25 protein-coding genes and 1 riboswitch are annotated in these 23,945 nt (G+C 39.3%); of the genes, 8 read left to right on the top strand and 17 right to left on the bottom strand.

Annotated features, from left to right (window positions below):
• Positions 1-15: 15 nt before the first annotated feature.
• The 10 genes from B554_RS0103750 to B554_RS0103705 form a co-directional block, all read right to left on the bottom strand.
• Positions 16-852, bottom strand: a complete 837-nt coding sequence (locus tag B554_RS0103750; RefSeq protein ID WP_019457026.1) for a type II secretion system protein N — start codon at positions 850-852, stop codon at positions 16-18.
• Positions 852-1,595: a type II secretion system protein N gene (gspN, locus tag B554_RS0103745; RefSeq protein ID WP_004699190.1), complete on the bottom strand. Its 744-nt coding sequence runs from the start codon at positions 1,593-1,595 to the stop codon at positions 852-854. The genes B554_RS0103750 and gspN overlap by 1 nt, the downstream gene beginning before the upstream one ends.
• A 330-nt stretch (positions 1,596-1,925) precedes the next feature.
• Positions 1,926-2,252, bottom strand: coding sequence for an H-NS family nucleoid-associated regulatory protein (locus tag B554_RS0103740; RefSeq protein WP_002053185.1), 327 nt, complete (start codon positions 2,250-2,252; stop codon positions 1,926-1,928).
• 193 nt (positions 2,253-2,445) lie between these two features.
• A complete protein-coding gene (locus B554_RS0103735; protein WP_004699193.1) occupies positions 2,446-2,886 on the bottom strand; it encodes an acyl-CoA thioesterase in 441 nt (146 codons plus the stop codon).
• A 7-nt stretch (positions 2,887-2,893) separates the two neighbouring features.
• Positions 2,894-4,087: a hypothetical protein gene (locus tag B554_RS0103730; protein WP_019457025.1), complete on the bottom strand. Its 1,194-nt coding sequence runs from the start codon at positions 4,085-4,087 to the stop codon at positions 2,894-2,896.
• 9 nt (positions 4,088-4,096) lie between these two features.
• Positions 4,097-4,936 carry a hypothetical protein gene (locus B554_RS0103725; protein ID WP_019457024.1) on the bottom strand — a complete coding sequence of 280 codons (840 nt, stop codon included), beginning with the start codon at positions 4,934-4,936 and terminating at the stop codon, positions 4,097-4,099.
• 8 nt (positions 4,937-4,944) lie between these two features.
• The gene (locus tag B554_RS0103720) at positions 4,945-5,712 is read right to left on the bottom strand and encodes a uroporphyrinogen-III synthase (RefSeq protein ID WP_019457023.1); all 768 of its coding nucleotides are present in this window, start codon (positions 5,710-5,712) and stop codon (positions 4,945-4,947) included.
• Positions 5,713-5,716: 4 nt separating this feature from the next.
• Positions 5,717-6,634, bottom strand: coding sequence for a hydroxymethylbilane synthase (hemC, locus tag B554_RS0103715; protein WP_031944922.1), 918 nt, complete (start codon positions 6,632-6,634; stop codon positions 5,717-5,719).
• A gap of 100 nt (positions 6,635-6,734) precedes the next feature.
• Positions 6,735-7,475, bottom strand: a complete 741-nt coding sequence (locus tag B554_RS0103710) for a LytR/AlgR family response regulator transcription factor (RefSeq protein WP_019457021.1) — start codon at positions 7,473-7,475, stop codon at positions 6,735-6,737.
• A gap of 60 nt (positions 7,476-7,535) precedes the next feature.
• Complete coding sequence (locus B554_RS0103705; RefSeq protein ID WP_019457020.1) at positions 7,536-8,675, bottom strand: sensor histidine kinase; 1,140 nt, start codon at positions 8,673-8,675, stop codon at positions 7,536-7,538.
• Here B554_RS0103705 and argH point away from each other — a divergent pair.
• Positions 8,666-10,099, top strand: a complete 1,434-nt coding sequence (gene argH, locus B554_RS0103700) for an argininosuccinate lyase (RefSeq protein WP_019457019.1) — start codon at positions 8,666-8,668, stop codon at positions 10,097-10,099. The two genes, B554_RS0103705 and argH, sit on opposite strands and share 10 nt — an antisense overlap.
• A 9-nt stretch (positions 10,100-10,108) precedes the next feature.
• Positions 10,109-10,378: an oxidative damage protection protein gene (locus B554_RS0103695; protein WP_004699209.1), complete on the top strand. Its 270-nt coding sequence runs from the start codon at positions 10,109-10,111 to the stop codon at positions 10,376-10,378.
• A gap of 312 nt (positions 10,379-10,690) precedes the next feature.
• Here the strand turns inward: B554_RS0103695 and phoU are convergent, their stop codons facing one another.
• The 4 genes from phoU to B554_RS0103675 all read right to left on the bottom strand — a co-directional run bounded on the left by phoU (position 10,691) and on the right by B554_RS0103675 (position 14,427).
• Positions 10,691-11,413: a phosphate signaling complex protein PhoU gene (gene phoU / locus B554_RS0103690; protein ID WP_000075183.1), complete on the bottom strand. Its 723-nt coding sequence runs from the start codon at positions 11,411-11,413 to the stop codon at positions 10,691-10,693.
• Between the two features lie 106 nt (positions 11,414-11,519).
• Positions 11,520-12,851, bottom strand: a complete 1,332-nt coding sequence (locus B554_RS0103685; protein WP_019457018.1) for a TolC family outer membrane protein — start codon at positions 12,849-12,851, stop codon at positions 11,520-11,522.
• 96 nt (positions 12,852-12,947) lie between these two features.
• Positions 12,948-13,853: a DMT family transporter gene (locus B554_RS0103680; RefSeq protein WP_019457017.1), complete on the bottom strand. Its 906-nt coding sequence runs from the start codon at positions 13,851-13,853 to the stop codon at positions 12,948-12,950.
• Complete coding sequence (locus B554_RS0103675; RefSeq protein WP_004699217.1) at positions 13,846-14,427, bottom strand: TetR/AcrR family transcriptional regulator; 582 nt, start codon at positions 14,425-14,427, stop codon at positions 13,846-13,848. The genes B554_RS0103680 and B554_RS0103675 overlap by 8 nt, the downstream gene beginning before the upstream one ends.
• 110 nt (positions 14,428-14,537) lie before the next feature.
• Here B554_RS0103675 and B554_RS0103670 point away from each other — a divergent pair, with 110 nt between their 5' ends.
• The 6 genes from B554_RS0103670 (at position 14,538) to gluQRS (ending at position 20,921) form a co-directional block, all read left to right on the top strand.
• A complete protein-coding gene (locus B554_RS0103670) occupies positions 14,538-15,620 on the top strand; it encodes a hypothetical protein (RefSeq protein WP_029767523.1) in 1,083 nt (360 codons plus the stop codon).
• 34 nt (positions 15,621-15,654) lie between these two features.
• A riboswitch (TPP riboswitch) is annotated at positions 15,655-15,789 on the top strand.
• A gap of 89 nt (positions 15,790-15,878) precedes the next feature.
• Positions 15,879-17,756: a phosphomethylpyrimidine synthase ThiC gene (gene thiC, locus B554_RS0103665; RefSeq protein ID WP_004699222.1), complete on the top strand. Its 1,878-nt coding sequence runs from the start codon at positions 15,879-15,881 to the stop codon at positions 17,754-17,756.
• Between the two features lie 75 nt (positions 17,757-17,831).
• Positions 17,832-18,458, top strand: a complete 627-nt coding sequence (locus tag B554_RS0103660; RefSeq protein ID WP_025465070.1) for an NUDIX domain-containing protein — start codon at positions 17,832-17,834, stop codon at positions 18,456-18,458.
• A 4-nt stretch (positions 18,459-18,462) separates the two neighbouring features.
• Complete coding sequence (cpdA, locus tag B554_RS0103655; protein WP_019457015.1) at positions 18,463-19,275, top strand: 3',5'-cyclic-AMP phosphodiesterase; 813 nt, start codon at positions 18,463-18,465, stop codon at positions 19,273-19,275.
• 211 nt (positions 19,276-19,486) lie between these two features.
• The gene (gene dksA / locus B554_RS0103650; RefSeq protein ID WP_002121205.1) at positions 19,487-20,023 is read left to right on the top strand and encodes an RNA polymerase-binding protein DksA; all 537 of its coding nucleotides are present in this window, start codon (positions 19,487-19,489) and stop codon (positions 20,021-20,023) included.
• Position 20,024: 1 nt separating this feature from the next.
• Complete coding sequence (gene gluQRS, locus B554_RS0103645; RefSeq protein ID WP_019457014.1) at positions 20,025-20,921, top strand: tRNA glutamyl-Q(34) synthetase GluQRS; 897 nt, start codon at positions 20,025-20,027, stop codon at positions 20,919-20,921.
• A gap of 48 nt (positions 20,922-20,969) precedes the next feature.
• On the opposite strand, the gene ftsW is transcribed toward gluQRS, so the two are convergent.
• The 3 genes from ftsW to B554_RS0103630 all read right to left on the bottom strand — a co-directional run bounded on the left by ftsW (position 20,970) and on the right by B554_RS0103630 (position 23,938).
• The gene (gene ftsW / locus B554_RS0103640) at positions 20,970-22,166 is read right to left on the bottom strand and encodes a putative lipid II flippase FtsW (RefSeq protein WP_004699234.1); all 1,197 of its coding nucleotides are present in this window, start codon (positions 22,164-22,166) and stop codon (positions 20,970-20,972) included.
• Between the two features lie 26 nt (positions 22,167-22,192).
• Entirely contained in the window at positions 22,193-23,539 is a 1,347-nt protein-coding gene (murD, locus tag B554_RS0103635; RefSeq protein ID WP_019457013.1) for a UDP-N-acetylmuramoyl-L-alanine--D-glutamate ligase, read from the bottom strand.
• Positions 23,540-23,686: 147 nt separating this feature from the next.
• Complete coding sequence (locus B554_RS0103630) at positions 23,687-23,938, bottom strand: DUF6587 family protein (protein ID WP_019457012.1); 252 nt, start codon at positions 23,936-23,938, stop codon at positions 23,687-23,689.
• Positions 23,939-23,945 lie beyond the last annotated feature (7 nt).

Genomic DNA, 23,945 nt, shown 5'->3' with positions numbered 1-23,945 from the left:
GGTGACGTGTTATCACTAAAAACTTTGTTGTATGGTCATCACTTGATCACCACGTTTTATTTCTATTTTTACTTGCCCTGCTCGCCGAGCCTGTTCAAGTAATTGCACATCCGTTTGCCCTTGCCCAACCGTTTGACCATTTAAAGAGACAATTCGATCGCCAGGCCTTAAACCTAGCTTATTTCTAAGCGCGGTTGGTGTACGTTCTGTAACTTCATATCCTTCACCAGAGCCTCCACTAACCCCCATATCTTTGAGGTACTGATCTCGATTTCCTTGCATCTGCTGAATCGCTTGCCCCAAAGCTTCTTGGGTCGTATTCACAGGTGCCGTAGGCTGAGATGGCGTGACAGCTTGCGGTGATGCATTAGGAGTCATAGGCTGATATAAACCATTGGGCAGACCTTTGAACTGAAGTTCGCGAGTACTACCATTTCCTTGACGCAGTACCACGTGATCCCAATAAACCTCTGACAGTTGATAAGAGGTAGAGCCTATAGTTTCACCAACTCGATAACGTTCAGCAGTATTATCAACCTTAATAACAGCAGAAGAAAACTGGTTTGGATACCCAAGCATTACGCCTTGTAATTCTAGATTCACATTTTCTTGAGCCGCATTGGCAGAAGGTTCATTAAAAATTGAAAAAGTACTAATGTTTGGTATTTGAGGCTGTTGAGAACCGAGCTCTACACGATCAAACTGCATTATTTGAGGGGGTGCTACCACCAACCAAAAAAATGAAGCCAGCTTCCAACATAACCACAAAATTAAAATAATAAGGACAACTACACTGAGTCGATCTAACTTTTGCCACTGTAACTGCTGTAATTTATCAATCCATGTTTTCATCAGTTACCACCTTGTAATAATGGTTGACGAGAACTAATGACAAAAGTATCTAAACCAGCTTTTCCGTCATAAGATGGAACATTAAGCAATAAACGCTGTGTAAGTTGAACATCAAGCATCATATTGGCATCCAGTAAAAGATTCGCCATTTTTTGATTGCGTTGATCTCGAATATCAATTTGTAGCTGCCCATTATGGTCAGTCAACTGTCCACTTAAAGAAGGCATATTCATACGATCTTGACGATCACCAATCGTGTAAACGAGTGCTCCACCACCCCAATGCAATTGACCATCAACCGCAGCAAAACCTTGCTCTTTTTTATAATTAAATTGGATATCTTTAAGTTGAATACTATTTACAGGCCATTGCCAATTCACAATCTGCTTCAGCGTTTCTGGCGCAACTTGCCCAGTCATATTCCTTACAATAACTTTTTTGCCAAAACCATACGCCATAATCCCCGTTAACTGCGTATTACCACTATGAATATCAACATCTGCGGCGAAGCGTAATAAAAGTAAATCTAGAGGTCTTGTTTTCCAGTGAATGGTTCCACGTAAAGCACCACGATGCCAGTCTGCCTGCCCCTGCCAGATATTCCCACTCACATTATGGACAGTTTGATTATTCTTTGAAAATTTAGAGATAAGCCAAGTCGCTGGAATCTGTAAAATAATAAAAATTAAAAATGCAATGAGGGCAAAAAACCACCACTTCCATTGCTTAGACTTTTTCTTCATTCAGCCTTACCAACATGCAAATTATCGTCCTTATATGAGAGTTCCTCTCTAGTCTGACATTATGCATACTTTTTCAACATCGCCAATTGACTTCATATAAAAAAACCAAGCAATCAAGCTTGGCATCTTCTTAAAGACTATAAGTTGAACGTATGACAGAATCATTAAAATTTAAGATGATCTTTCTAAATGTAAATTTAGTCTCAACAATACATTTAATTAGGAATTTAAACACTTTATTGATGACTTGATATTTAAAATAAGAATTTTTATTTTTTTAAAATAAAAAAGCCAAGCAAAATCGCTTGGCTTTTTAAGAAGCAAAAACAATTAGATTAAGAAATCTTCAAGTTTTGCACCTTTTTCAATTTCAGCAACTAACCAACGTGGTTGTTTACCGCGACCAGTCCAAGTCTCTTCAGAATTGTTTTTGTTACGGTAACGTGGTTCTACAGATTTACGTGTAGTTTTCTTACGTTTTTGAGCACCAAACTCAAGAAGTTGTTCAACACTGAAACCTACATTTTCAGCAATCTCGATAATTTGATTATAAGCATCTTCGATTGCTTGATCTTTTTTGCTTGCAATTAAAGCTTCTGCTTCTTCTTGTAAGCGTTTTAACTCTTCAACAGATAATTCACTAATATCCGGTTTCATTAATAAATACTCCAGTCTTACTGACAATTCAAATAATACAGACAAAATTTAAAACATTAAATCATAACCAATAGTATTTATAATCTATTAAATAAGCAATAGTTCAAAAGACAAGTTCATCAGAATAATGCTATAAATTTACTTTTTAATTACATTAATAATTATAATTGCAATATATTTTCTTAATATTTATTTAAGCTAAATGTATTAAGTCATGTCCTACTGATTTTTCTAATTCAATTATTTTACTTTTTACTTCATTTGGTATTTCACATTTTAACCCTGTCGTTTTATCTAGACAGACCATTATGGCTTCACCTGTCGCAACGATTTGCTGCTGTGCTTCACTCCATAATATATAAGCCATACGGAATGCGCTATTGCGTATTTCTTCTACACGAACCCCTACTTTCAATACATCAGGATAAAAAACGGGTTTTAAATATCTGCACTGACTTGAAGCAACAACAGTATATATATTGGGGATCAATATATTTACATTTTCCATATATAAAATACGTGAGCTTTCAATATATCTATAATATTGTACATTATTGACATGACCAAAAGCATCCATATCTCCCCATGCAACTTTCTGGTCGTATATTACAGGGTAGACAGACAGTTCTTTCATTTTTACCTCAGATTTTAAATTTTAAAAAATTTGCATCATTTTCAAAGATTAGGTTTAACTGTTTGATTAACTCATCATCTTCTTTTAAGGTGGATTTAATACGTAAATAGTTCATTAAAATATTATCAGGGTATAAACTTAATAATATTTCAGCTTCAGCTTGACGATTCGTTGCCATGTAAACATGCCATTTTGCAAATGTTAAAACTGGCAAATTCATATATTGAGTTTCAAGTTGATTTATCTTTTCTTCAACGTCGGCATAGTCAGGAACCTGCTTAAGCAGTTGCTGCTGAAACCACAAATAAAATACTTCTGGATCAAATTGCTCTTTGAGCAGATGCAAAGTTAATGTTTCATGCTGAATACTCATTTCTGGCATACGTGCCAAAAGTTTTAGCCACAGCAATTTACTACTATAGGGTCTGGTTTGAATCTCAGACTCTAAATCTAGATAACGCTGTTGCAATGCATGCAAGTCATCAATTGAAGCTTGATCAAATTGTTGGAGAAGCTGCTGCAACCATAAATCACGATGCTCAGCGTCCAATAATCCATATTTCATTGAACGTAAATATAACCATGGTTGCTGTAAAGCAAGCTGCCCCCATAACGCAGTTAATCGCTGTTGATAGGCTGTCTCGATTTCTTCAAGCCATGGCGATAATTGATGCTGATATAGGAACTCAAGATGTGTTAATGCACGTTCAGCTTCATTTTGAGCTAAAAATATTTCAATCCGCTGTAACTCTGCCAATTCAAAAGCCATCGGTGGAGATTGATCTAAAGCATCTAAAGCCTTTGGGTAATCTTCATTTAATACTAAGAACTTGGCATCAATAATATTTTTTAAAAGCCCCGACTGGGTAAAAACCCGTTCGATAAAGACACGTTGATCTTCGGCAGCTTCTAATAGCCAGACAATACCCAATTGCTCATAGGGATGAAGGTTTTTAAACTGAAAAATATTCTCTCTTTTACGTTGTTCACGAGAAGAATAACGTTTAATCCAAAGCCATATTAACTGAGCAATAAAACTCATTAGTACAAAAGTAAGGACTAATCCCCACACGTTTGTTTGCAATTGCAGCTGTCGCCAGTAGATATAAACATATCCCATGCCGTAGCCATAGCTAAGCAAAGCCAAAGCTGCAAAAAGTACTAAACTAATAAGAAGATAAACCCATAGGAGATGTTTCATATGCCCTCCTTATGAGCCTAGTAGGCCAAGAGTCGATAATTTAGGTACAGGTACGATAGATAAGTGAGATACTTTAGCAATACGATTTTTCAATTGCTGACTGGTCGCATCTGGCATTTCATTTAATTTCTGTATTACTGATTGCAGCTCATTTTGATATTCAGCCATTTTTCCTTGGTTTAATGCCTGCTCGGCAATTAATAACCTTAGTTGCACTTCTTTCAGCACAACACTTCGATTCATTAAATTAATAGACGGTGTTTCTACTTTTTCAATACGGAACCATTTCTTCCACCAAGACACTGACTCAGATTGATCCATCTCAAGTTTAGGTCGAGCCAATGCTTGCTGAATATTTTTGTCGATAGTTTGCAGTAGATCGTCAATCATTTGATGACGCTGATTTTGAGCAATTACGTATTGTTGTATTGCTTGTTTATCTTGTTCAAGCGCCTGATTTAGACTGTGTTTTAATGCTGGAGCAATTTCATATTGAGGCAATGCTTGTTGTAACTGAGTTAAATGATCTACTGCATAAATAAACTGTTGTTGATCAATCGCAAACTGAATTAAGTCTAATTTTTGTTTAATTAATACCGTTGGCTCAATGCCTGCATGAATGATTTCACTATTTGTCGATGGTGCCGACTGAACATCACTACCCGGCTGGGTTTGAACTTGTCTCTTTAGTGCAACCAACTGATCATTCAGATTGGCATATTGCTGTTCCGATTGCATTAAGCTTTGCTGAAGCTCAGGAACCGTACGAGAAATTTGCCACATATCGTAGCTAAGCTTAGCCAACCAAGCGATGCCCAGCAAAATGATAATAGAAACAAGTTTTCTCATACGAATCCTTATAATGCCTGAATGTGATGAATCATCCCCGAAGGCGATAAATTTTCAAGTTGAATAATGTGAAAATGAGCCTGTTGCTGATCGCGATATTTTTTTACAAGTTGAAAAAGACGTGGTCCTAAAACCAAATATACACAATCAGGTTGTACATTATTATTTAAACAAAGCTCTAACCAATATTTCCAGCTTGCCTCACTGGTAATTAAGACAAGCCATTTTTCTAAATTATAATTTGAATTCTGTATCAGATGCTTAAATGTTGAATATGAGTCTTGTGGACACTGCCGATGATATAAGACAAAATTTAAAATCTGGATACCTTGCTGCTGCAAAGTGTCCATCATAAATTGGCGGCCGCCTTCCCCTCTCCAAAATGCCACACTACCCTTCTGTTGCATATTATAGAGAATAGGTAGTCTGAGCATGCCTTCAGAAGTTTCAACATCTGGAACATGTGCTTCAATTCCATATTCATGGAGACGATTCGCCGTGGCTTGCCCAACCGCAATCCACTGAATATGTTTTAAGTTATCTAGCTTTAAGCCACTTTGCGTTAAGTACTGCATACCCACATCAACCGCAGTGGGACTTACAGCCACTATAGCTTGCGCCTCGACTAACTGCTGATAAAGTTGAAAGAGTGAATCTGAAAAAGGCTGAGCAACCAGTTCTAAAAGAGGTAAAGACTCGACCTGATACCCCTTATTTTGCAAAGCTTCTGTTAATTCAGCTGCACGTGAGTCAGGTCGAGTATTAATGAACAGCATAGTTTTAGTAAAGAGCCTTTAATAAATCGCCCGCACCTTGTTCAAGTAAGTTTCGAGCAAGGTTCTCACCTAACTGCTGAGCATTGTGAGCTTCATCTGTCATTTCAGCACGTAATAATGTTTGCCCATCAGGACTACCGACGCGACCTTCAATATGAATTTTGCCATCTTGTAAGGTTGCATAGCCCGCAATCGGTACCTGACAACCACCTTCAAGATAGGCATTAAACGCACGCTCAGCACGTACACATACGTCAGTCTCTATGTGTAAAAGAGCTTGTATTAAAGCCAATACGTCTTGATCATCTGCACGACATTCCAAACCAAGAGCACCCTGTCCAACAGCAGGCAGACTTACATTTGGCTCGATAGTATGACGAATGCGATTTTCTAATCCTAAACGTTTTAAACCAGCGCTTGCCAAAATAATCGCATCATATTGACCATCATCTAATTTACCTAGACGAGTTCCAACATTGCCGCGTAAATCAATAATTTGTAGGTCTGGGCGTTGTTTTAAAATCTGCGATTTACGACGTAAGCTTGATGTACCAACTCTCGCTCCTTGTGGTAAGTCAGCAAATTTTTCAAACTGATTTGAAACAAAAGCATCTAATGGATCTTCACGTTCGCAAATGACTGCCAAGGTTAGACCTTCTGGTAATGCCATTGGTACATCTTTCATTGAATGTACAGCAAGGTCCGCGCGACCATCTAAAAGAGCAGCTTCTAATTCTTTAACAAACAAACCTTTGCCACCAATTTTTGCTAAAGGCGTATCTAAAATTTTATCGCCCTGCGTGACAAACTTGACCAACTCTACCGTTAAATCTGGGTGAAGCTCCTGCAAACGGGCACGAATATGTTCTGCCTGCCAAAGAGCAAGTGGGCTTTGTCGTGTAGCAATTTTCAAGGTTTTCATAAATTCAAGCATGGGCTGGTCAAACAATACACCCTAAACTTAACTTGATCCCTTAAAATTGCAAGTAAAATCTCATCAGCAAAAATAAGATAGGCGCAAGTTAAAGCTGATGTATCCGCTCTCTGAGCGTAGACAAATGACGACGGCTAACGGAAAGTCTTTCATCAAGACCTCGTAAACGAACCTGATACTGGCCTGAACTTACAAGCTCCAAACCATCTAAATAAGCAATTGAGACCAAGGCATTTCGATGAATACGAATAAATTGATCTGCAAATTCAGTTTCAAGCTCTTTCAGTGTTTCATCAATTAATACACTGCCATTTTTATGACGTATCGTGACATATTTTTGATCTGCCAAAAAATAATAGATATTTTCAACAGGAATCAGTTCAACCCCACGGTAGGTTTTGGCAGCAATTTGATGTCTTTGTGTTTTTAAATCCTGTAAAAGTTCAGGGTTTGGCAAGGCATTGAGCTGTGCTTGGGTAAGTTGCGTTAACTGCTTTAAAGCTTGTTCAAGTTCTGCAGGATCAATCGGTTTAAGAAGATAAGCTTGTGCTTGTGACTTAAACGCCTCTAAAGCATGCTGATCATAAGCTGTACAAAAGACAATAGCAGGTCGAGGGTTAAGCTGGCTTAATTGTTCCGCACAGACGAGACCATTCATACCCGGCATTTGGATATCAAGTAAAATCACATCTGGTTGATGAAGCCGTGCCTGTTCCAAGGCATCTTGGCCATGATGAGCTGTTGCAACAACCTCATGTCCCATCTTTGAAACTAAACGTGACAATCGCTCCACTGCTAATGGCTCGTCATCACAAATTAGCACCTTCATTCATCCTCCTTGTCACCGTTAACTTGGTCCATTTTTTTATGGTTAACTCTGACTGGCTTATTATTTTGATTGGTATTGATAGCTCATAATAGTGGTATATAAAGTTTCACCCTTATATACCTGGAACCTAACTGAGTTCCCATAATACGCTTTCAAGCGTTGTTTAACGTTTTCAAGAGCGATTCCATGCCCTTTCCGTGATTTTATTGTATCGTCTGTATAAGGGTTGGTAATGACTATACTGACCTGATTTTGCAATATTTCAACCAATACCCCTATGGTTGCCTTACCCATCATTGGTTCCACCCCATGAAAAATACTATTCTCTAACAAAGGTTGTAATGTCAATAAAGGAATCGTGACCTGCTTTAATTGCAAAGGTTCAAGCTCCACTTTCCATTCGACTTGTAAACGCTCACCTAAACGTATTTGTTCAATCATTAAGTATTGTTTACTGAGTTCAATTTCTTCATACAAGCTTACCAATTTTAATTCTTGGAAACTCGCTCTAAATAAACGCGACAGACTAATCAGCATACTTTCGGCTTTATCTGGGTCTATCGTAATTAAACTCACCACATTATTTAAACTATTAAATAAAAAGTGAGGATGAATACGCGCTTGCATGGCCTGAATACGCGCATTTAATTCTGCATATTGTTGATGTAACCACTGTTCTCTGACATATAAATAGCGCAAACAAAATGCGCCGAGTAGTATTCCATAGCTTAAATATAAAGGGACATTGGTAAAATAAATGCTCCAGTCATGCGCTATATCACTCGTTCTTTTCAAGATTCCGAATTGAAAAAAATTACTTATTAGGGTGGTCACTACCACAATCGCTTGCAGCATAACAAAGCCAATTGCCAAAGCATATTTTTGCTGTAGTTGACTAAAAAAATTTTGAAAATATTCAACTAAGGCAAAAAAAGACAAAATCACCCAGTTAATAAAAATCATATATTGTAAAAGGCGCGACCCGCTTAAGGCATGCCACGATTGCGCTTCAGCCAAAGCTAAAACCAGCGCCAAAACATTACTTGCGATAATTAATTCGAATAAATGTTGCCAACGATCAATTTTCGTAAAAAAATAGGAGGAATTTTGATTTCGATATGCTGTAGAAAACAACTTTGTTTGTTGAGCTTCGGCAAGTGATATACTCTTTTTTATTTTACTGAGCCACCATGACCACATCTTCAAATCCCCCTAATTCAGCAGCCCCAGACCAAACCTCAGGTATGTGGGGTGGTCGTTTTTCTGAAGCGACAGACGCTTTTGTAGCAGAATTTACTGCCTCTGTTCAGTTTGACCAACGTTTTTATAAGCAAGACATCGCAGGTTCAATTGCGCATGCTACCATGCTTGCAAAAGTTGGCGTACTGACAGAAGCAGAACGAGACGACATTATTGAAGGTTTAAGCACCATTCGTGCAGAAATTGAAGCTGGAAACTTTGAATGGCGTATCGATCTTGAAGATGTTCACATGAACATTGAATCACGTTTGACTCAGCGTATTGGCATTACAGGTAAAAAACTCCACACTGGTCGTAGCCGTAATGACCAAGTTGCAACTGATATTCGTCTTTATCTACGTGACGAAATTGATGACATTTTAGGTTTATTAGAGCGTTTACAAAAAGGCTTATTAGGCTTGGCTGCTAAAAATGTAAATACCATTATGCCTGGCTTCACTCATTTACAAACAGCTCAACCAGTAACTTTCGGCCATCACTTATTGGCATGGTTTGAAATGTTAGTTCGCGATACAGAACGTCTTCAAGACTGCCGTAAGCGTGTTAACCGTATGCCTCTTGGTTCCGCTGCTCTTGCAGGTACTACTTACCCGATCGATCGTGCTTATACAGCAGAACTTTTAGGTTTTGAAGCTGTATCTGAAAACTCTCTTGATGCTGTATCTGACCGTGACTTTGCCATTGAATTTAATGCAGCAGCTGCGCTTATCATGATGCATTTATCACGTATGTCAGAAGAACTGATTCTTTGGACTTCTGCACAGTTCAAATTTGTGAATATTCCTGACCGCTTCTGTACTGGCTCATCAATTATGCCGCAGAAGAAAAATCCGGATGTTCCAGAACTGATTCGTGGTAAATCTGGCCGTGTATTTGGTGACTTAATTAGCTTACTTACGCTCATGAAAGGTCAACCTTTAGCGTACAACAAAGACAACCAAGAAGATAAAGAACCTTTGTTTGATGCTATCGATACGGTTCGTGGTTCACTTATGGCATTTGCAGACATGATTCCTGCATTGGTTCCAAATATTGAAATCATGCGTGAAGCTGCGCTTCGAGGATTCTCGACTGCAACTGACCTTGCTGACTACTTAGTGAAAAAAGGCGTTGCGTTCCGTGATGCGCATGAAATTGTAGGTAAAGCTGTTGCACTAGGTGTAGCTGAAGAAAAAGATTTATCTGAGTTAACACTTGAGCAATTACAACAATTTTCTGACTTAATCACAGCAGACGTATTTGATAAAGCTTTAACACTAGAAGCTTCTGTAAATGCACGTGATCATATTGGCGGAACTTCACCAAAACAGGTTGAAGCTGCAATTACTCGTGCCCATACACGTTTAGAACAGTTATACGCTTAAGGATAAATCATGAGTCGCCAAGTATTTTGTCGTAAATATCAAAAAGAAATGGAAGGTCTAGACTTCGCTCCTTTTCCAGGTGCTAAAGGCCAAGATTTCTTTGAAAATGTTTCTAAGCAAGCATGGCAAGAATGGTTACAGCACCAAACTACGCTGATTAATGAAAAGCGTTTAAATGTGTTTGAACCAGATGCAAAAAAATTCCTTGAAGAACAACGTGAAAAGTTCTTCAATAATGATGAAAGTGTTGAAAAAGCAGAAGGTTGGAAACCTGAATAATTAGCTTGCTCTAACCTCATTGTCATTGAGAAGGCAGATCTATATACATAGATCTGCCTTTTTTTACGTGAAACTTACACAAACATATAAAGCCTTACATAGAGCGCACAGGACTCTACATGACATAAATTCAATGAAACCTTATTATGAATCCATAGCAAGTGAGACACGATCCCTGTCGTGTTTTCTCTTAATGCACTTGATTTTCTGTCCTGAACTTCCCCCCAAAGTTCGGGACATTTTTTTATGTATTATTTTTAATTATAAAAAAGCCTTGTTTGAAACAAGGCTTTTATTTTCTCAATTAAAGCATTATTTTTCGTGGACTTTTGCTTCAATTTCTTCAATTTTGGTATGACGAGCATCAAAGCCTTTCGCCATATAAATCACTTGTTCAGCAATGTTACGCGCATGGTCACCAATACGCTCTAAAGAACGCAAAACCCACATCACGTTAATTACGCGAGCAATATGACGCGGGTCTTCAATCATATACGTCATTAAAGTACGCGTTGCTGATTGATATTCGCGGTCAATGTCAGCGTCTGCTAAAAGTACACGTAAAGCCTGATCTGCATCTAAACGTGCAAAAGCATCAAGTGCATCGTGAATCATGACACGTACTTGGTTACCAATATGACGAGTTTCCATGTAACCACGAGGTGATCCACCCTCTTCACAGAGGTTTTGTGCAATACGGGCAATTTTTGCAGCTTCATCCCCAATACGCTCAAGGTCAGTATTGGCTTTGCTCATGGCAATAACCATACGCAAATCGATTGCTGCTGGATGACGACGCGCCAAGATGAGTGTCAAACCCTCATCAATATCACGCTCATATTGATTGACTGCATTATCTTTAAATTGAACATCAATTGCTAAATTCGCATCTGTATCAAGCAAAGAATGAATTGCATTGGCAACCTGTTGTTCGACCAAGCCACCCATGGTCATAAACTTTGTGTTCACATCTTGCAAATCTTCATTAAATTGAGAAGAAATATGATGGCTTAACACCGGATTACTTGGACTCAAGGAAGCCTCCAACATGATGGCGCAGGGATAAAATGATTGAGCATTAAAACACATCAATCATTAAATTTTTATGACAAAATTAAAATTCAGATAAAAGCATTTTTTATTACTGATACGTTAACCAGCTGTTTAATTCGACCAGATCTTTTTCACCTAACTGGCCTACAGCAGCTTTTAAACGCAGTACATTTAATAAATAGTCATATTGAGCATTAAGATAATCCTGTTTTGCAGAAAAAGCATTACGCTGCGCCAATAAAACATCAACCATACTTTTTAAGCCTTCGTTATAACTGGCTTTTGAAGCTTGCGACACAAGTGCCGAAGAATCCATTGCTGCTTTTCTTGCTTCAAGTTTTGCACGGTCGGTATCTACCTGCATAAAAGCACTTTTTACATCAACATTGGCACGGCGAATGGCCGCATCGAGTTGGGCTTGTGCTTTATTTAACTCTACACTGGCTTTTTTAATAGAGGTTCGGGTCTGTCCTCCATTAAATAAATTCCAGTTCATCTCCACACCAATTTGGTCAAACTTGCCGTCAGTTGAAATGAGTGTTTCTGGTGTTTGTTTGGTATAGCCATAGCTGGCAATTGCGTCTATCTGTGGATAAAGTGCAGCTTTTTCCACACGGCGTTGATCTTCAGCATATTGTCGTTGTAAACGTGCTTGCTGAATTTTTAAATTTTGTTGCTGGGCTAAATTCAACCAATCATCAAGCTGGGCTGGATAAGGTTTTTGAAAAGTAAAATCACTTCGTAAAACTGCAAGCTTATCTTGATAGGGGCCAATATATTCCGATAGTTGCTCTTGAGCTAATAGAATCTGTACATTGGTCGCAATACGATTGGCTCTGGCACTTTGATATTGAGCATTTGCCTCACTCACATCACTACGAGCCACCAAACCTTCTTTAAGCTTAGCATTCATCATGTTGAGCTGTTCAAGTAATGCTTTTTCTTCTTGTAAATATGCAGCAGTAAGTGCTTGCTGACGAAGTACATTAAAATAAGCTTCGGCCACGTTTAAAACATGATCTTGTTTTTGCAGTCTTAAAGTGATTTCACTGAGTGCAACTGAGGTTTTAACTTGTTTATAACCTTCCCATGCATCCATACGAAAAAGAGGCTGACGAGCAGACAAAGTTGCTTGTTTAGTGGTCGATGTATTACTCACTAACGCATCTGACAGCCCTTCTTGATCAACACCCGGAAAATTCGATCGTTTTACTGTTTGGCTATTACGATTAATTTTTCCAGACAAGGTAACTGTCGGTAATAAAGCACCCGTTGCTAAGCCCAAATTGAGCTGATCTGCTTCAAATTGTTGTTGATTCGCTTGCCATGTCGGATCATTTTGTTTCGCGCGCTCATAAGTTTCAACTAAATCCAGAGCAAAACTCGACGAGGTAAAACTCCACAAACCCGCCACAAGCATTAATTTTATTTTCATTGTTTAAATCAACGATAAAACTTGGCTTTAAGACTAAGAAAAATTCGAATCAAACTCAAGCCATTAAAAGTTTTAGTTTTTTTAAGTGTTCCGAGTTTTTGACAATATTAAAATACAAATAAAAATCAAAAACATGCCGATCCAACCCAACCATGAAACATGCTCACCCACTAACACAATCGCAAAAATCGCAGCAACTAAAGGTTCAAATAAAGTTAAGGTAGTCGCTTTGCTCGCATTGACCGTTTTTAATCCAAAACCGAAAAGTAAATAACCCAAAAACATAGGAATCAGCATCATATAGCCAGCCACAAGTAAATTGGTTGAGCTTTGTAATAATCCTTCACCTGTAACCAACAAAGTAGGAAGCAAAATAACTGCCCCGCCGCCCATAATCATGCCCATTGCAGCTTTAGAGGCAACACCTCGATCTATTAATTTTTTTGCAGCCCATGAATAAAGCGAATAAGTTGTAGCTGCGACAAGTCCAAGAAAAATACCGAAGTATTTATTCGATTGACTTGTACTATCTAGAACCGCATGACTTTCACCCATCGACAGCATCGTTACGCCAAGTACACCGCAAATAAAACTTAGAAACCAGATGGCAGATAAAGCTTTGCGATCAAAAAACCGCTCTAAAATTGCTGCAATCAGTGGAGCCGAGCCAATTGAAACCACAGTACCAATCGTAATGCCGGCATAATGCATTGAGGAATAAAAAGCCAAGGGGTAAATACCCACCGCCGCTACACCCAAAAGTAGTATTAAAAGATTCTCCCTTATAAATTGTCGGTTTTCACGGATCGCTCGGGATGCAACTAAAGCTTGTAAAAGACCTCCACCGCCCATCGCTGCGGCACCAATAGCAAGTGGGCCAAGTGTCGGTGCAAATGCCGCCGCAGTACCTGTTGTTCCCCACAAAACAGAGGCAACTAAAATCGCAATTGTGCCTCCATAGCTACTATTTTTAATGAGGCTAATCATGTGGACATTCTCTATTTAAAATGTCTTCTGCCATTTGCTTTGCTAATAGAAGTTGACGACTGTTGCCTTCCAACCCTGCTCGTGCCATAGAGCCTTCTAAAAGAAATGAAAGCTGTGTAGCCACATAGTTAACACGCTGTGAGTCTGGTATTAATTTTTTTAAATGCTCGGCAACAATAGCCTCAACTTCTTCTTTATGTTGTCTTACCGAACTTCGACCTGAACTATTCGCAGGGAACTCTGCGGCAGCATTTAAAAGCCCACATCCTCGAAAGCCTTTTTCATAGGCAAATTCCGCATGGTCTTGATAGGCATCAAATACGGCTAAAATAGCGTCTTTAGGTGTTTTTGTTATTGCTAAACGGTTTTGATAAAGGTCTAACCACTCTTGATGCCGTGCAGCAATATAGGCATCGACCAACTCACCTTTTGAAGAAAAATTATTATAAAGCGACATCTTGGCTACATCTGCTTTAGTCGTAACTGAGTTAATACCAGTTGCAGTAATGCCGTCGTTATAAAACAAAGTTGAAGCGGCATCGAGAATTTTCTGTCTTGCTGTTTTATCATTCATAGCTTTAATTTAAGTAGACCGACCTACCTAATAATAAAGATTTCTAACAATGATGCAATCTTTTTCCGAGTTATAATTTGAGTAATATTCACTTTGATAAAAATACAATCATGAAAAAAGTTTTAATGATGAGTATGTGCAGTGCACTACTTTTAGCTGGTTGCAATAAAACCTCACAGCAAGATCAAGTTGTATCTAAAGAACAAAAACCTACTGAACAAGAAGCTACCCAAAAACAAGAAAGTAGCTGCACACAAATCATGACTGCAATGCAAAAAATTAATCAAAACAGCAAAATAGAGGACTTAAACCAAATTAATGAAAAACTCAAAACCTGTGTTTCATCATTAAAAAATGAGGAACAAATTAAGCTAATGAATGCTTCAACCGCCATGTATCAACGTTTCCTTAAACAAGACGATAATGAAAAAACAGCGAAAGCTTTTGAGGCATTTGGCTATGCCATTTTAGAAAAAGAACCATTAGATGCTAAAAAAACAATGAAAACCAAGAAAAAGTTATTCGATCAGCTTAGTGCTCGTGATCAATATCTGATTCAACATGAGGGCCAAGCCTATATCGAACTTCTCTATCAAGGTGAAGGCATGTTTACGTATCGACGTCAGCCAAACTATTTAGTTGATGTTTTTGCTAAAGCCCTACCCGCGGACCAAAAAGAGTTCTTAACGCGTATGGCAAAAGACAATAAAGAGATTTTCTATGACGACGGCGCTTTGGCTATCTCATGGAAAGAGCTTACTGAGCGTGCATTATTTTGGGAGAAATTTATTCAAAAATATCCAAAGAGTTATTTTATTAGCGATGTAAAATTATTATTTAATGAGTACCGATACTTTATTTTCTTTGGCTTAGATAATACGCCTGTGTCCGATGAGTTTGCTCCAAACACATGGATTGATAAAGATGCTTTACAACAAATTCAATTTTTATCTACACAAAAACAGTCGAGTTTAGCGAAACCTGCGCAAGAGTTTCTTAAATTTATTGCCACTCCAGTTGAAGAGCGAAATAAGCAATTTAACCTAGATTTAATGGATGAAAATGGACAGGAAAAATCAAACTATCAGCTTGTCCATGAACAGCTTGAGCAGTTATTAAAACTAGAGTCACCATGGAATACTCAAAGCTACCGTGACTGCCACATGGATGCGGTTTGTATAGATACAAATTGACAATGCCAGCCAACCTAAAACATGTTAGTCTTTAAATCGCTTGACGGAGCGCGAGTAATAGCTCGCTGAGATTGTGTAAATTTCGTGTTATCGCAACACAAGTTTGATCACAAGTACCGTTGAACCTGATCAGGTTAAGACCTGCGTAGGAATCAAGCCATCTAAAAACTTACAGCCTTAAATTTATCTACTAAAGATAAATCCGCCATCGTTTTTGGTCGTGCTTGATTCGTTGATGTTATTCATAAGGATCATGTGATGAACCAGTTAACGAATCTCTCTTCTGCTGAAATTTCAGCTCAACATGAACAAGATGCAAAAGATTTAACCCGCATCTTGCCCGCTTCAAAAAAAGTTTATATTGAAGGCTCTCGCCCTGATATTCAGGTTCCTATGCGGGAAATTTCTTTAACAGATACCCCTACTGGACTTGGCGGTGAACATAATCCACCTGTTATGGTCTATGACACGTCAGGTGTTTATACAGATCCGAATGTTCAAATTGATTTAGACAAAGGTTTACCTTCAGTTCGCCAAAACTGGATTGAAGAACGTAATGATACCGATGTACTTGATGGCTTAACTTCAAAGTTTGGTCAGGAACGTTTAAAAGACATTCGTACCGCTGACATTCGTTTTGCTCATATTCAAAACCCACGCCGCGCTAAAGCAGGTAAAAATGTCACTCAAATGCACTATGCCAAGCAAGGTATTATCACACCTGAAATGGAATATATTGCAATTCGTGAAAATCAACGCCAGCGTGAAGGTGTTGATATGCGCCAACATGCTGGACAGAATTTTGGTGCAAAAAACTTAAAAGAAATTACACCTGAGTTTGTTCGCCAAGAAGTTGCTGAAGGTCGCGCAATTATTCCTGCCAACATTAACCATCCAGAACTTGAACCAATGATTATTGGTCGTAACTTCTTGGTTAAAATTAATGCCAATATTGGTAACTCGGCTCTTGGCTCTTCAATTGATGAAGAAGTTGCGAAAATGACTTGGGCAACCCGTTGGGGTGCCGACACGATTATGGATTTGTCGACAGGCAAGAACATCCATGAAACACGTGAATGGATTATTCGTAACTCACCTGTTCCAATCGGTACTGTACCAATCTATCAAGCCCTTGAAAAAGTGGATGGTGTTGCAGAAGACCTAACTTGGGAAATCTTCAAAGACACATTGATTGAACAAGCAGAACAAGGTGTTGACTATTTCACGATTCACGCAGGTGTATTGCTTCGCTATGTACCACTCACAGCAAACCGTTTAACGGGTATTGTGTCTCGTGGTGGTTCAATCATGGCTCAGTGGTGTCTAGCACACCATGAAGAAAACTTCTTATACACACATTTCGATGAAATCTGTGAAATTATGAAAGCTTATGACGTGTCATTTAGTTTAGGTGATGGCTTACGTCCGGGTTGTATTCAAGATGCCAATGACGAAGCGCAGTTCAGCGAACTTAAAACATTAGGTGAACTGACTCACCGTGCATGGGAACATGATGTTCAAGTCATGATTGAAGGCCCTGGTCACGTACCAATGCACATGATTAAAGAGAACATGGACTTGCAGTTAGAAGTATGTAAAGAAGCGCCATTCTATACGCTTGGGCCATTAACAACTGACATCGCACCGGGTTATGACCACATTACTTCTGCAATTGGCGCAGCTATGATTGGTTGGTACGGCACAGCAATGCTTTGTTATGTGACGCCAAAAGAGCATTTGGGCTTACCAAACAAAAAAGATGTTAAAGACGGAATTATTACCTATAAGCTTGCAGCACATGCTGCTGACCTTGCAAAAGGACATCCGGGTGCTCAAGTTCGTGATAATGCCTTGTCAAAAGCTCGTTTTGAATTCCGTTGGGATGATCAGTTCAACTTAAGTTTAGACCCTGACACAGCACGTAGCATGCATGATGAAACCTTACCAAAAGAGGCGCATAAATCTGCTCACTTCTGTTCAATGTGTGGTCCGAAATTCTGTTCAATGAAAATCACCCAGAATGTACGTGACTATGCCAACAATCTCACCAATAACGATTCAGAGGTTGAAGAAGGCCTCAAAGCGATGAAAGAGGTTTATCAAGAGCAAGGACAAAAACTGTATCATAAAGTGTAAATATTCAAAAAAAACACTTGCCTAGACATGATTCTCGGTTAGGATGAAATAAATAGATTTCGTCCTGATCGAATCATGAGTATTGTCGAGCGTCCAAGTTATACATCTAAAGATGTCGAAGTAACATCACGTGAATCTCTGTTCCGTGGTTTTATTCAAGTTGAAAAAGTTAGCCTTCGACATCGTCTATTTAATCAGTCTGAATATACTCCTGTATTGCAGCGCGAACTTGTACATCGGCCTGAAGCGGCTGGTGTTCTTCTCTACAATGACCAAAAACAACAGTTTGCACTGATTGAACAGTTTCGTGTGGGTGCTTTAGGTGATTCCCAATCACCATGGCAGCTTGAAGTTATTGCTGGGGTATTAGATGGCAATGAATCACCAGAAAACTGTATTCGACGTGAAAGCCTTGAAGAATCAGGTTGTGAAGTTCAGGATTTAGAACATCTATTTAGTTTTTACCCATCAGCAGGCGCATGTTCCGAGCTATTTCACCTGTATGTTGCCGAAACCAATTTACCCGATGAAGGCGGTATTTTTGGGGTAGATGATGAGGGTGAAAATATTCAGCTACATTTGTTTAGTTATAGTGAAATTCAAACACTACTCGACAGCGGACGTTTAAGAAATGCCCCTGTTATTATGGCATTGCAATGGCTGGCTCAACACAGCAAAACGATAATAAATCCGAAGAGGTAGGACGGTGACTTTTCAAGTCTCAACACTTTCACAAAAAAATCATGTCATCATACAAATTACCGATACACATTTATTGGAGTATCCACAGCTAGAATTTGTCGGGATGAATCCTGAAGAAAGTTTCCATGCCATTATCAAACAGATATTAAAGCAACATCCTGAAGCAGACGCGATTATTCATACTGGAGACCTCGCACAAGCACCGACACCGCTTACCTACAAGCGTTATATAAACTTTATGCAAACCTTGGGTTTACCTTTTTTTCATACGCTAGGTAACCATGACAATGTGGACCACTTTCCATTGCATAACGAAAATCATCAGGAACCTGTGGTTGTAGGTTTAGGCAACTGGCGCATCATTATGCTCAACAGTGCCGTAAAAGGAAAAATAGATGGTCATTTGTCTTCAGAACAATTAAAAAATCTAGCGAACTTGCTTGAACAATTCGCAGATCACCCAGTTTTGCTGGCTTGTCATCATCATCCATTTGCCATGAAATCAAAATGGATTGATCATCATAAGCTTCAAAACTCAAATGCCCTTCTAGATACGTTAAGCCCGTTTAAAAATGTAAAGGCATTGGTCTGCGGACATGTCCATCAAGACTCTCTTAATATTTGGCAAGGTATCGAGTTTTTCTCCACACCTTCAACAAGTGTGCAATTTAAACCGTTTAGTAAAGATTTTGCGCTCGACCAAAATGCACCGGGTTATCGTTACATTCGTCTGAATAATGATGGCACTTTTGAAACAAAAGTATTTCGACTTGAAAATTTTAAAACCCTTATAAATACTGATATTTCAGGCTATTAAACCTATTTTTTATATGCTTATATAGAATTATGACTGGGGTAAACACGTTTTGAAAATATTTACGGGTCAGAATGACTATCATCTTGCAGGAAAAATCTATATGATGACGACCCGATGGGAAAATCCCATCGATGGTTTTCTATAAAAACACTTGCATATCACCATATTTTTTGCGTATAGATAATACGTGTATGATGAGGAATGCCCTATTATGGCGAATGACAACCACAACCAAGTTTTGGATGAACATACAGAAGTTGTAGTAGAAGGTGATAAAGCTTCTGCAAAACGTGCACGTAAAGTGAAACCTAAAACTTCTGACATAGGCACAACTGCAAGTTTATTTGGTATTGCACCTTATCAACCTAAGAAAAATGAAGAGTACATGTCTGAAGGACAGCTCGAGCATTTCCGACAAATTCTGCAAGCATGGAAAGCTGAATTAATGTCTGAAGTTGATCGTACTTTAAATACGATGCAAGACGAATCAACTGCACTGCCAGATGTAAACGACCGTGCTACCCAAGAAGAAGAATTTGCAATTGAATTACGTACACGCGACCGTGAACGTAAATTAATTCGTAAAATTGAACAATCTATGGAAGCGATTAAAAACGAAGACTACGGTTTCTGTGAAACTTGTGGTATCGAAATCGGTTTACGTCGTTTAGAAGCACGTCCAACTGCAACATTATGTATTGACTGCAAAACTTTGGCAGAAATTAAAGAGAAGCAAAATAACGGTTAATATGACCGCTGTAGCTACTCAAGAAAAGCCCAGCTTTTCGTACTCAGGTCGGTTTGCGCCCTCGCCAACCGGCCCTTTACATTTCGGATCACTGATTACTGCTGTTGCCAGTTATTGTGATGCCAGAGCTCATCAAGGGCGATGGGTAGTTCGTGTTGAAGACACCGACATCCCACGTATCTATCCCGGTAGTGAAGACCATATACTCGCATCACTTGAAGCTTTTCAGTTCGATCCCGATGCCGAGATCATTTTCCAAAAAGACCGGCTAGATATTTATGAAAGCGTATTAGACCAGCTAAAAAAAGAAGGTCTGGTTTATGCTTGTCAGTGTACCCGTAAAATGCTCGGTTCAAATGCAATCTATGCAGGCACTTGCCGTGATTTACATCTCGACTTTCAAGATCAAGCAATTCGGGTAAAAGTTCAAGATCAGCAAATTTGTTTCGATGACCGCCTACAAGGATACCATTGCTCTAATCTGCAATATGACCTTGGAGACTTTGTTCTTAAACGCCGCGACGGCATTATTAACTATCAACTTGCTGTAGTTGTAGATGATTATCTACAAGGTATTACTCACGTTGTTCGTGGCGCAGACCTCTTAGATAACACCGAACGTCAAATCTGGCTAGGTCAACTGCTCGGTTATCCTAAACTCAGCTATACGCATCTTCCCTTAGCTATGAATGACCAAGGGCAAAAACTTTCTAAACAAAACCTTGCTCATGCGCTTGATTTAACCAAGGCATCTCAATTACTACAACAAGCTATACAAGCACTAGGCCAACCAAACGTCGATTTAGACCGCCCCGAACTCATGCTCAAGCAAGCTGTATCGCAGTGGAATGTAGATTTAATTCCTCATAAACAAGAGCTCAGCGGAACATATTTATAAAAAAAGCCCGATTTAATATCGGGCTTTTTTTATAACAACTGAAATGATTTAGAAGTTTGATTCTTCTCTTTCGGGGTTCACTTCTTGAGTTGATGCATCAATCTTTAAGATCAAACTAATCATGGCTGCACACATCATTAAAGACGTACCACCATAACTAATAAATGGCAGAGTTAAACCTTTAGTTGGCATTAAACCCATGTTCATACCCGCATTTACCAAAATCTGGAGTAAGAAAATAATACTAATGCCATAAGCTAAATAGCCCGCGCGAAGATAATGGTGTTTCAAGGCACGATGACCAATTTTGATACAACAGGCCAACATCAAGAAAGACAAGCCAATGACAATCGAAATACCAAAGAAACCAAACTCTTCACCTAACACGGCCAACATAAAGTCAGTATGTGCTTCAGGTAAATAAGATAGTTTTTGAACACTATGTCCCAAACCTGTTCCAAACCATTCACCACGACCAAATGCCATGAGTGCGTTTGATAACTGATAACCCACACCTAATGGGTCTGCCCATGGGTCAGTAAATGAAATCAAACGTTGAAAACGGTAAGGCTCAAATAAGATTAAGAACACAATACCGGTGACAATCGCACCTAGCATGATTAGGAACTGTGTTGGTGGTGCACCAGCTAAAAAGAATACCCCAACCATCATCATGACAATAACGATCGTTGCCCCCAAGTCAGGCTCGGCAATAATCAAACCAACCGTAATTGCCATCACACCACTTAGACGTAGCAAGCCTTTCCAATGCGTACGAACCTCTTTAGCACGGCGTACCACATAGTCTGCTGTAAAGATTGCCATCATAACCTTAGCAACTTCTGTAGGCTGCAAGGTAAAACCACCGATTTTAATCCAACGAGTAGAACCATTGACTTCCGAACCTACCGCCAGAGCAGCAAGTAACAGCACCATGGTTAATAACCACAGCGGGAAAGTGTTTTTAAACCATGTATTGAGCGAGATTCGGTAGGTCAAATATGCCACCACCCCAGCAACTGCAATAGAAATTGCATGGCGGATGACATAGTGAAACGGGTTCTCATGCATATATTCGGCATAAGGCATGGAAGCAGACGCGACCATCACCGATCCGATACATAACAATGCAACGACACAGAAAATCAGAACATTACGTGGTGTCACTTCCGCTGGCCATTTAGGCAATATCCGTTCATACCACTGATTGATTTTCTGGATTGTGGTCTGAGCTAAGCCTGCCATACTACATTCCTAATCATAATACTTCTTTAAACCAACGAATTGACGCAGGCAACAAACTGCTGACCACGGTCATTATAACTTTTAAACATATCAAAACTTGCACACGCTGGTGATAGCAACACCACGTCTTCAGCATGCGTTTCACGTTGACACAGCTCTACAGCTTCTTTAAGCGTTGCTGCATGTAAAATTTTAGTTGCACCTTGAATAGACTGCTCAATGACTGGAGCATCTTCACCAATCAATACCACAACTTTGGCATACTTTTCGATAGAAGAACGTAACGGAGCAAAGTCTTGGCCTTTACCTTGCCCACCCAAAATTAGGGCTACCTTACCTTTCTTCACTTCAATCGCAGCACCTAAACCATCAATTGCTGCAAGTGTAGCGCCAACATTAGTTCCTTTTGAGTCATTGTAATAACGTACATCATGCACGGTTTTTACATACTCACAGCGATGCTCTAAGCCTTTAAAATGTTTTAAAGTTTCAAGCATAGAATCCATAGGTAAGCCAATTGCTTCACCCAATGCTAAACACGCTAAAGCATTGGCTAAGTTATGCATACCTTGAATATATAAGTCTGAGCTTTTAATTAAACGCTGCAAGCCACGAGCAAGCCAAAGTGTCCCATCAGCATCTCTTAAAACGCCGTACTGGTTTAAGTCAGGTGCATTTAGTCCAAAGCTTTGCATAGGGGTTGTATCAGGTACAAGAGGACGGCTTAACGCATCATCACGGTTAAATACAACTTTCTTGGTACCTTGGAAAATACGGTGTTTTGCCTTGTGATAACCCAACATGTTTCCGTGACGATCCAAGTGATCTTCACTCATGTTAAGGACTACAGCAACCTCAGCATTTAAGTGAGATGTGGTTTCTAACTGGAAGCTTGATAACTCAAGTACCAATAACTCTGGTTGATCTTTTAATAAATCTAGAGCTGGACGACCAAGATTGCCACCAACAGCAACTTTCTTACCTGCATCTTTGGCCATTAAGCCCATTAGAGTAGTAACAGTACTCTTCGCATTAGAGCCTGTAATCGCGACAATCGGCACATCTGTTGCACGGCGAAGTAGCTGAATATCACCTACTACAGAAATACCTTGAGCAATGGCTGCCTGAATCTCTGGTAATTGTGGTGCGAGGCCCGGGCTTAAAATAATTTCTTCTGCTTGTAATAGTAATTCTTGATCAAGCTGACCAAAACTGGTCTTTACTTCTGCAGGAATTTGATCATGACCGGGAGGTGTGGGACGAGAGTCTGTTACTGCAACTTGGTAGCCTTGTTCATGCAGGAAATTTACAGCAGAAACACCTGATATACCCAAGCCTGCTACAACTTTTAACCCACCACGTTGTATTAACATTTTTGCCCCACAATTTATCAATCGACAGAATGGCAAAAATGTTAGCACTTTGCTGTTTTGAATACTTTTTCAGTTTGACTTTTATTCTACTTTTTTTGTGTCAGTGCGTAAAAAAGCCATCATTCGATGGCTTTTTATACAGAAAAATTAGCGCCACTTCACCGTTTGCACAGGAGCAGACTTTTGTGCAGGGGCATCATCTGTAGAACAGCCACAATTGCCGCCACAACCAGCAGCCTGTTTAGGCTTCAGCCATGCCGCCAAACGCTGCCAGCCCAACTTTTGACACTGGGTTGATAGCACACGAAATACTGAAGCGGACGTTTGAGGAAATACCTTTTTAAAGACAACAATGGCACTCCACAACACCAATACAGCAACAATAAGGTAATCAAACATAAGCGCC

The organism is Acinetobacter sp. GG2, from assembly GCF_000292385.1.
GTDB classification, from domain to species: domain Bacteria; phylum Pseudomonadota; class Gammaproteobacteria; order Pseudomonadales; family Moraxellaceae; genus Acinetobacter; species Acinetobacter seifertii.
Note: the sequence above shows the minus strand (reverse complement) of the source record. Positions and strands in the feature narration are given on the sequence as shown.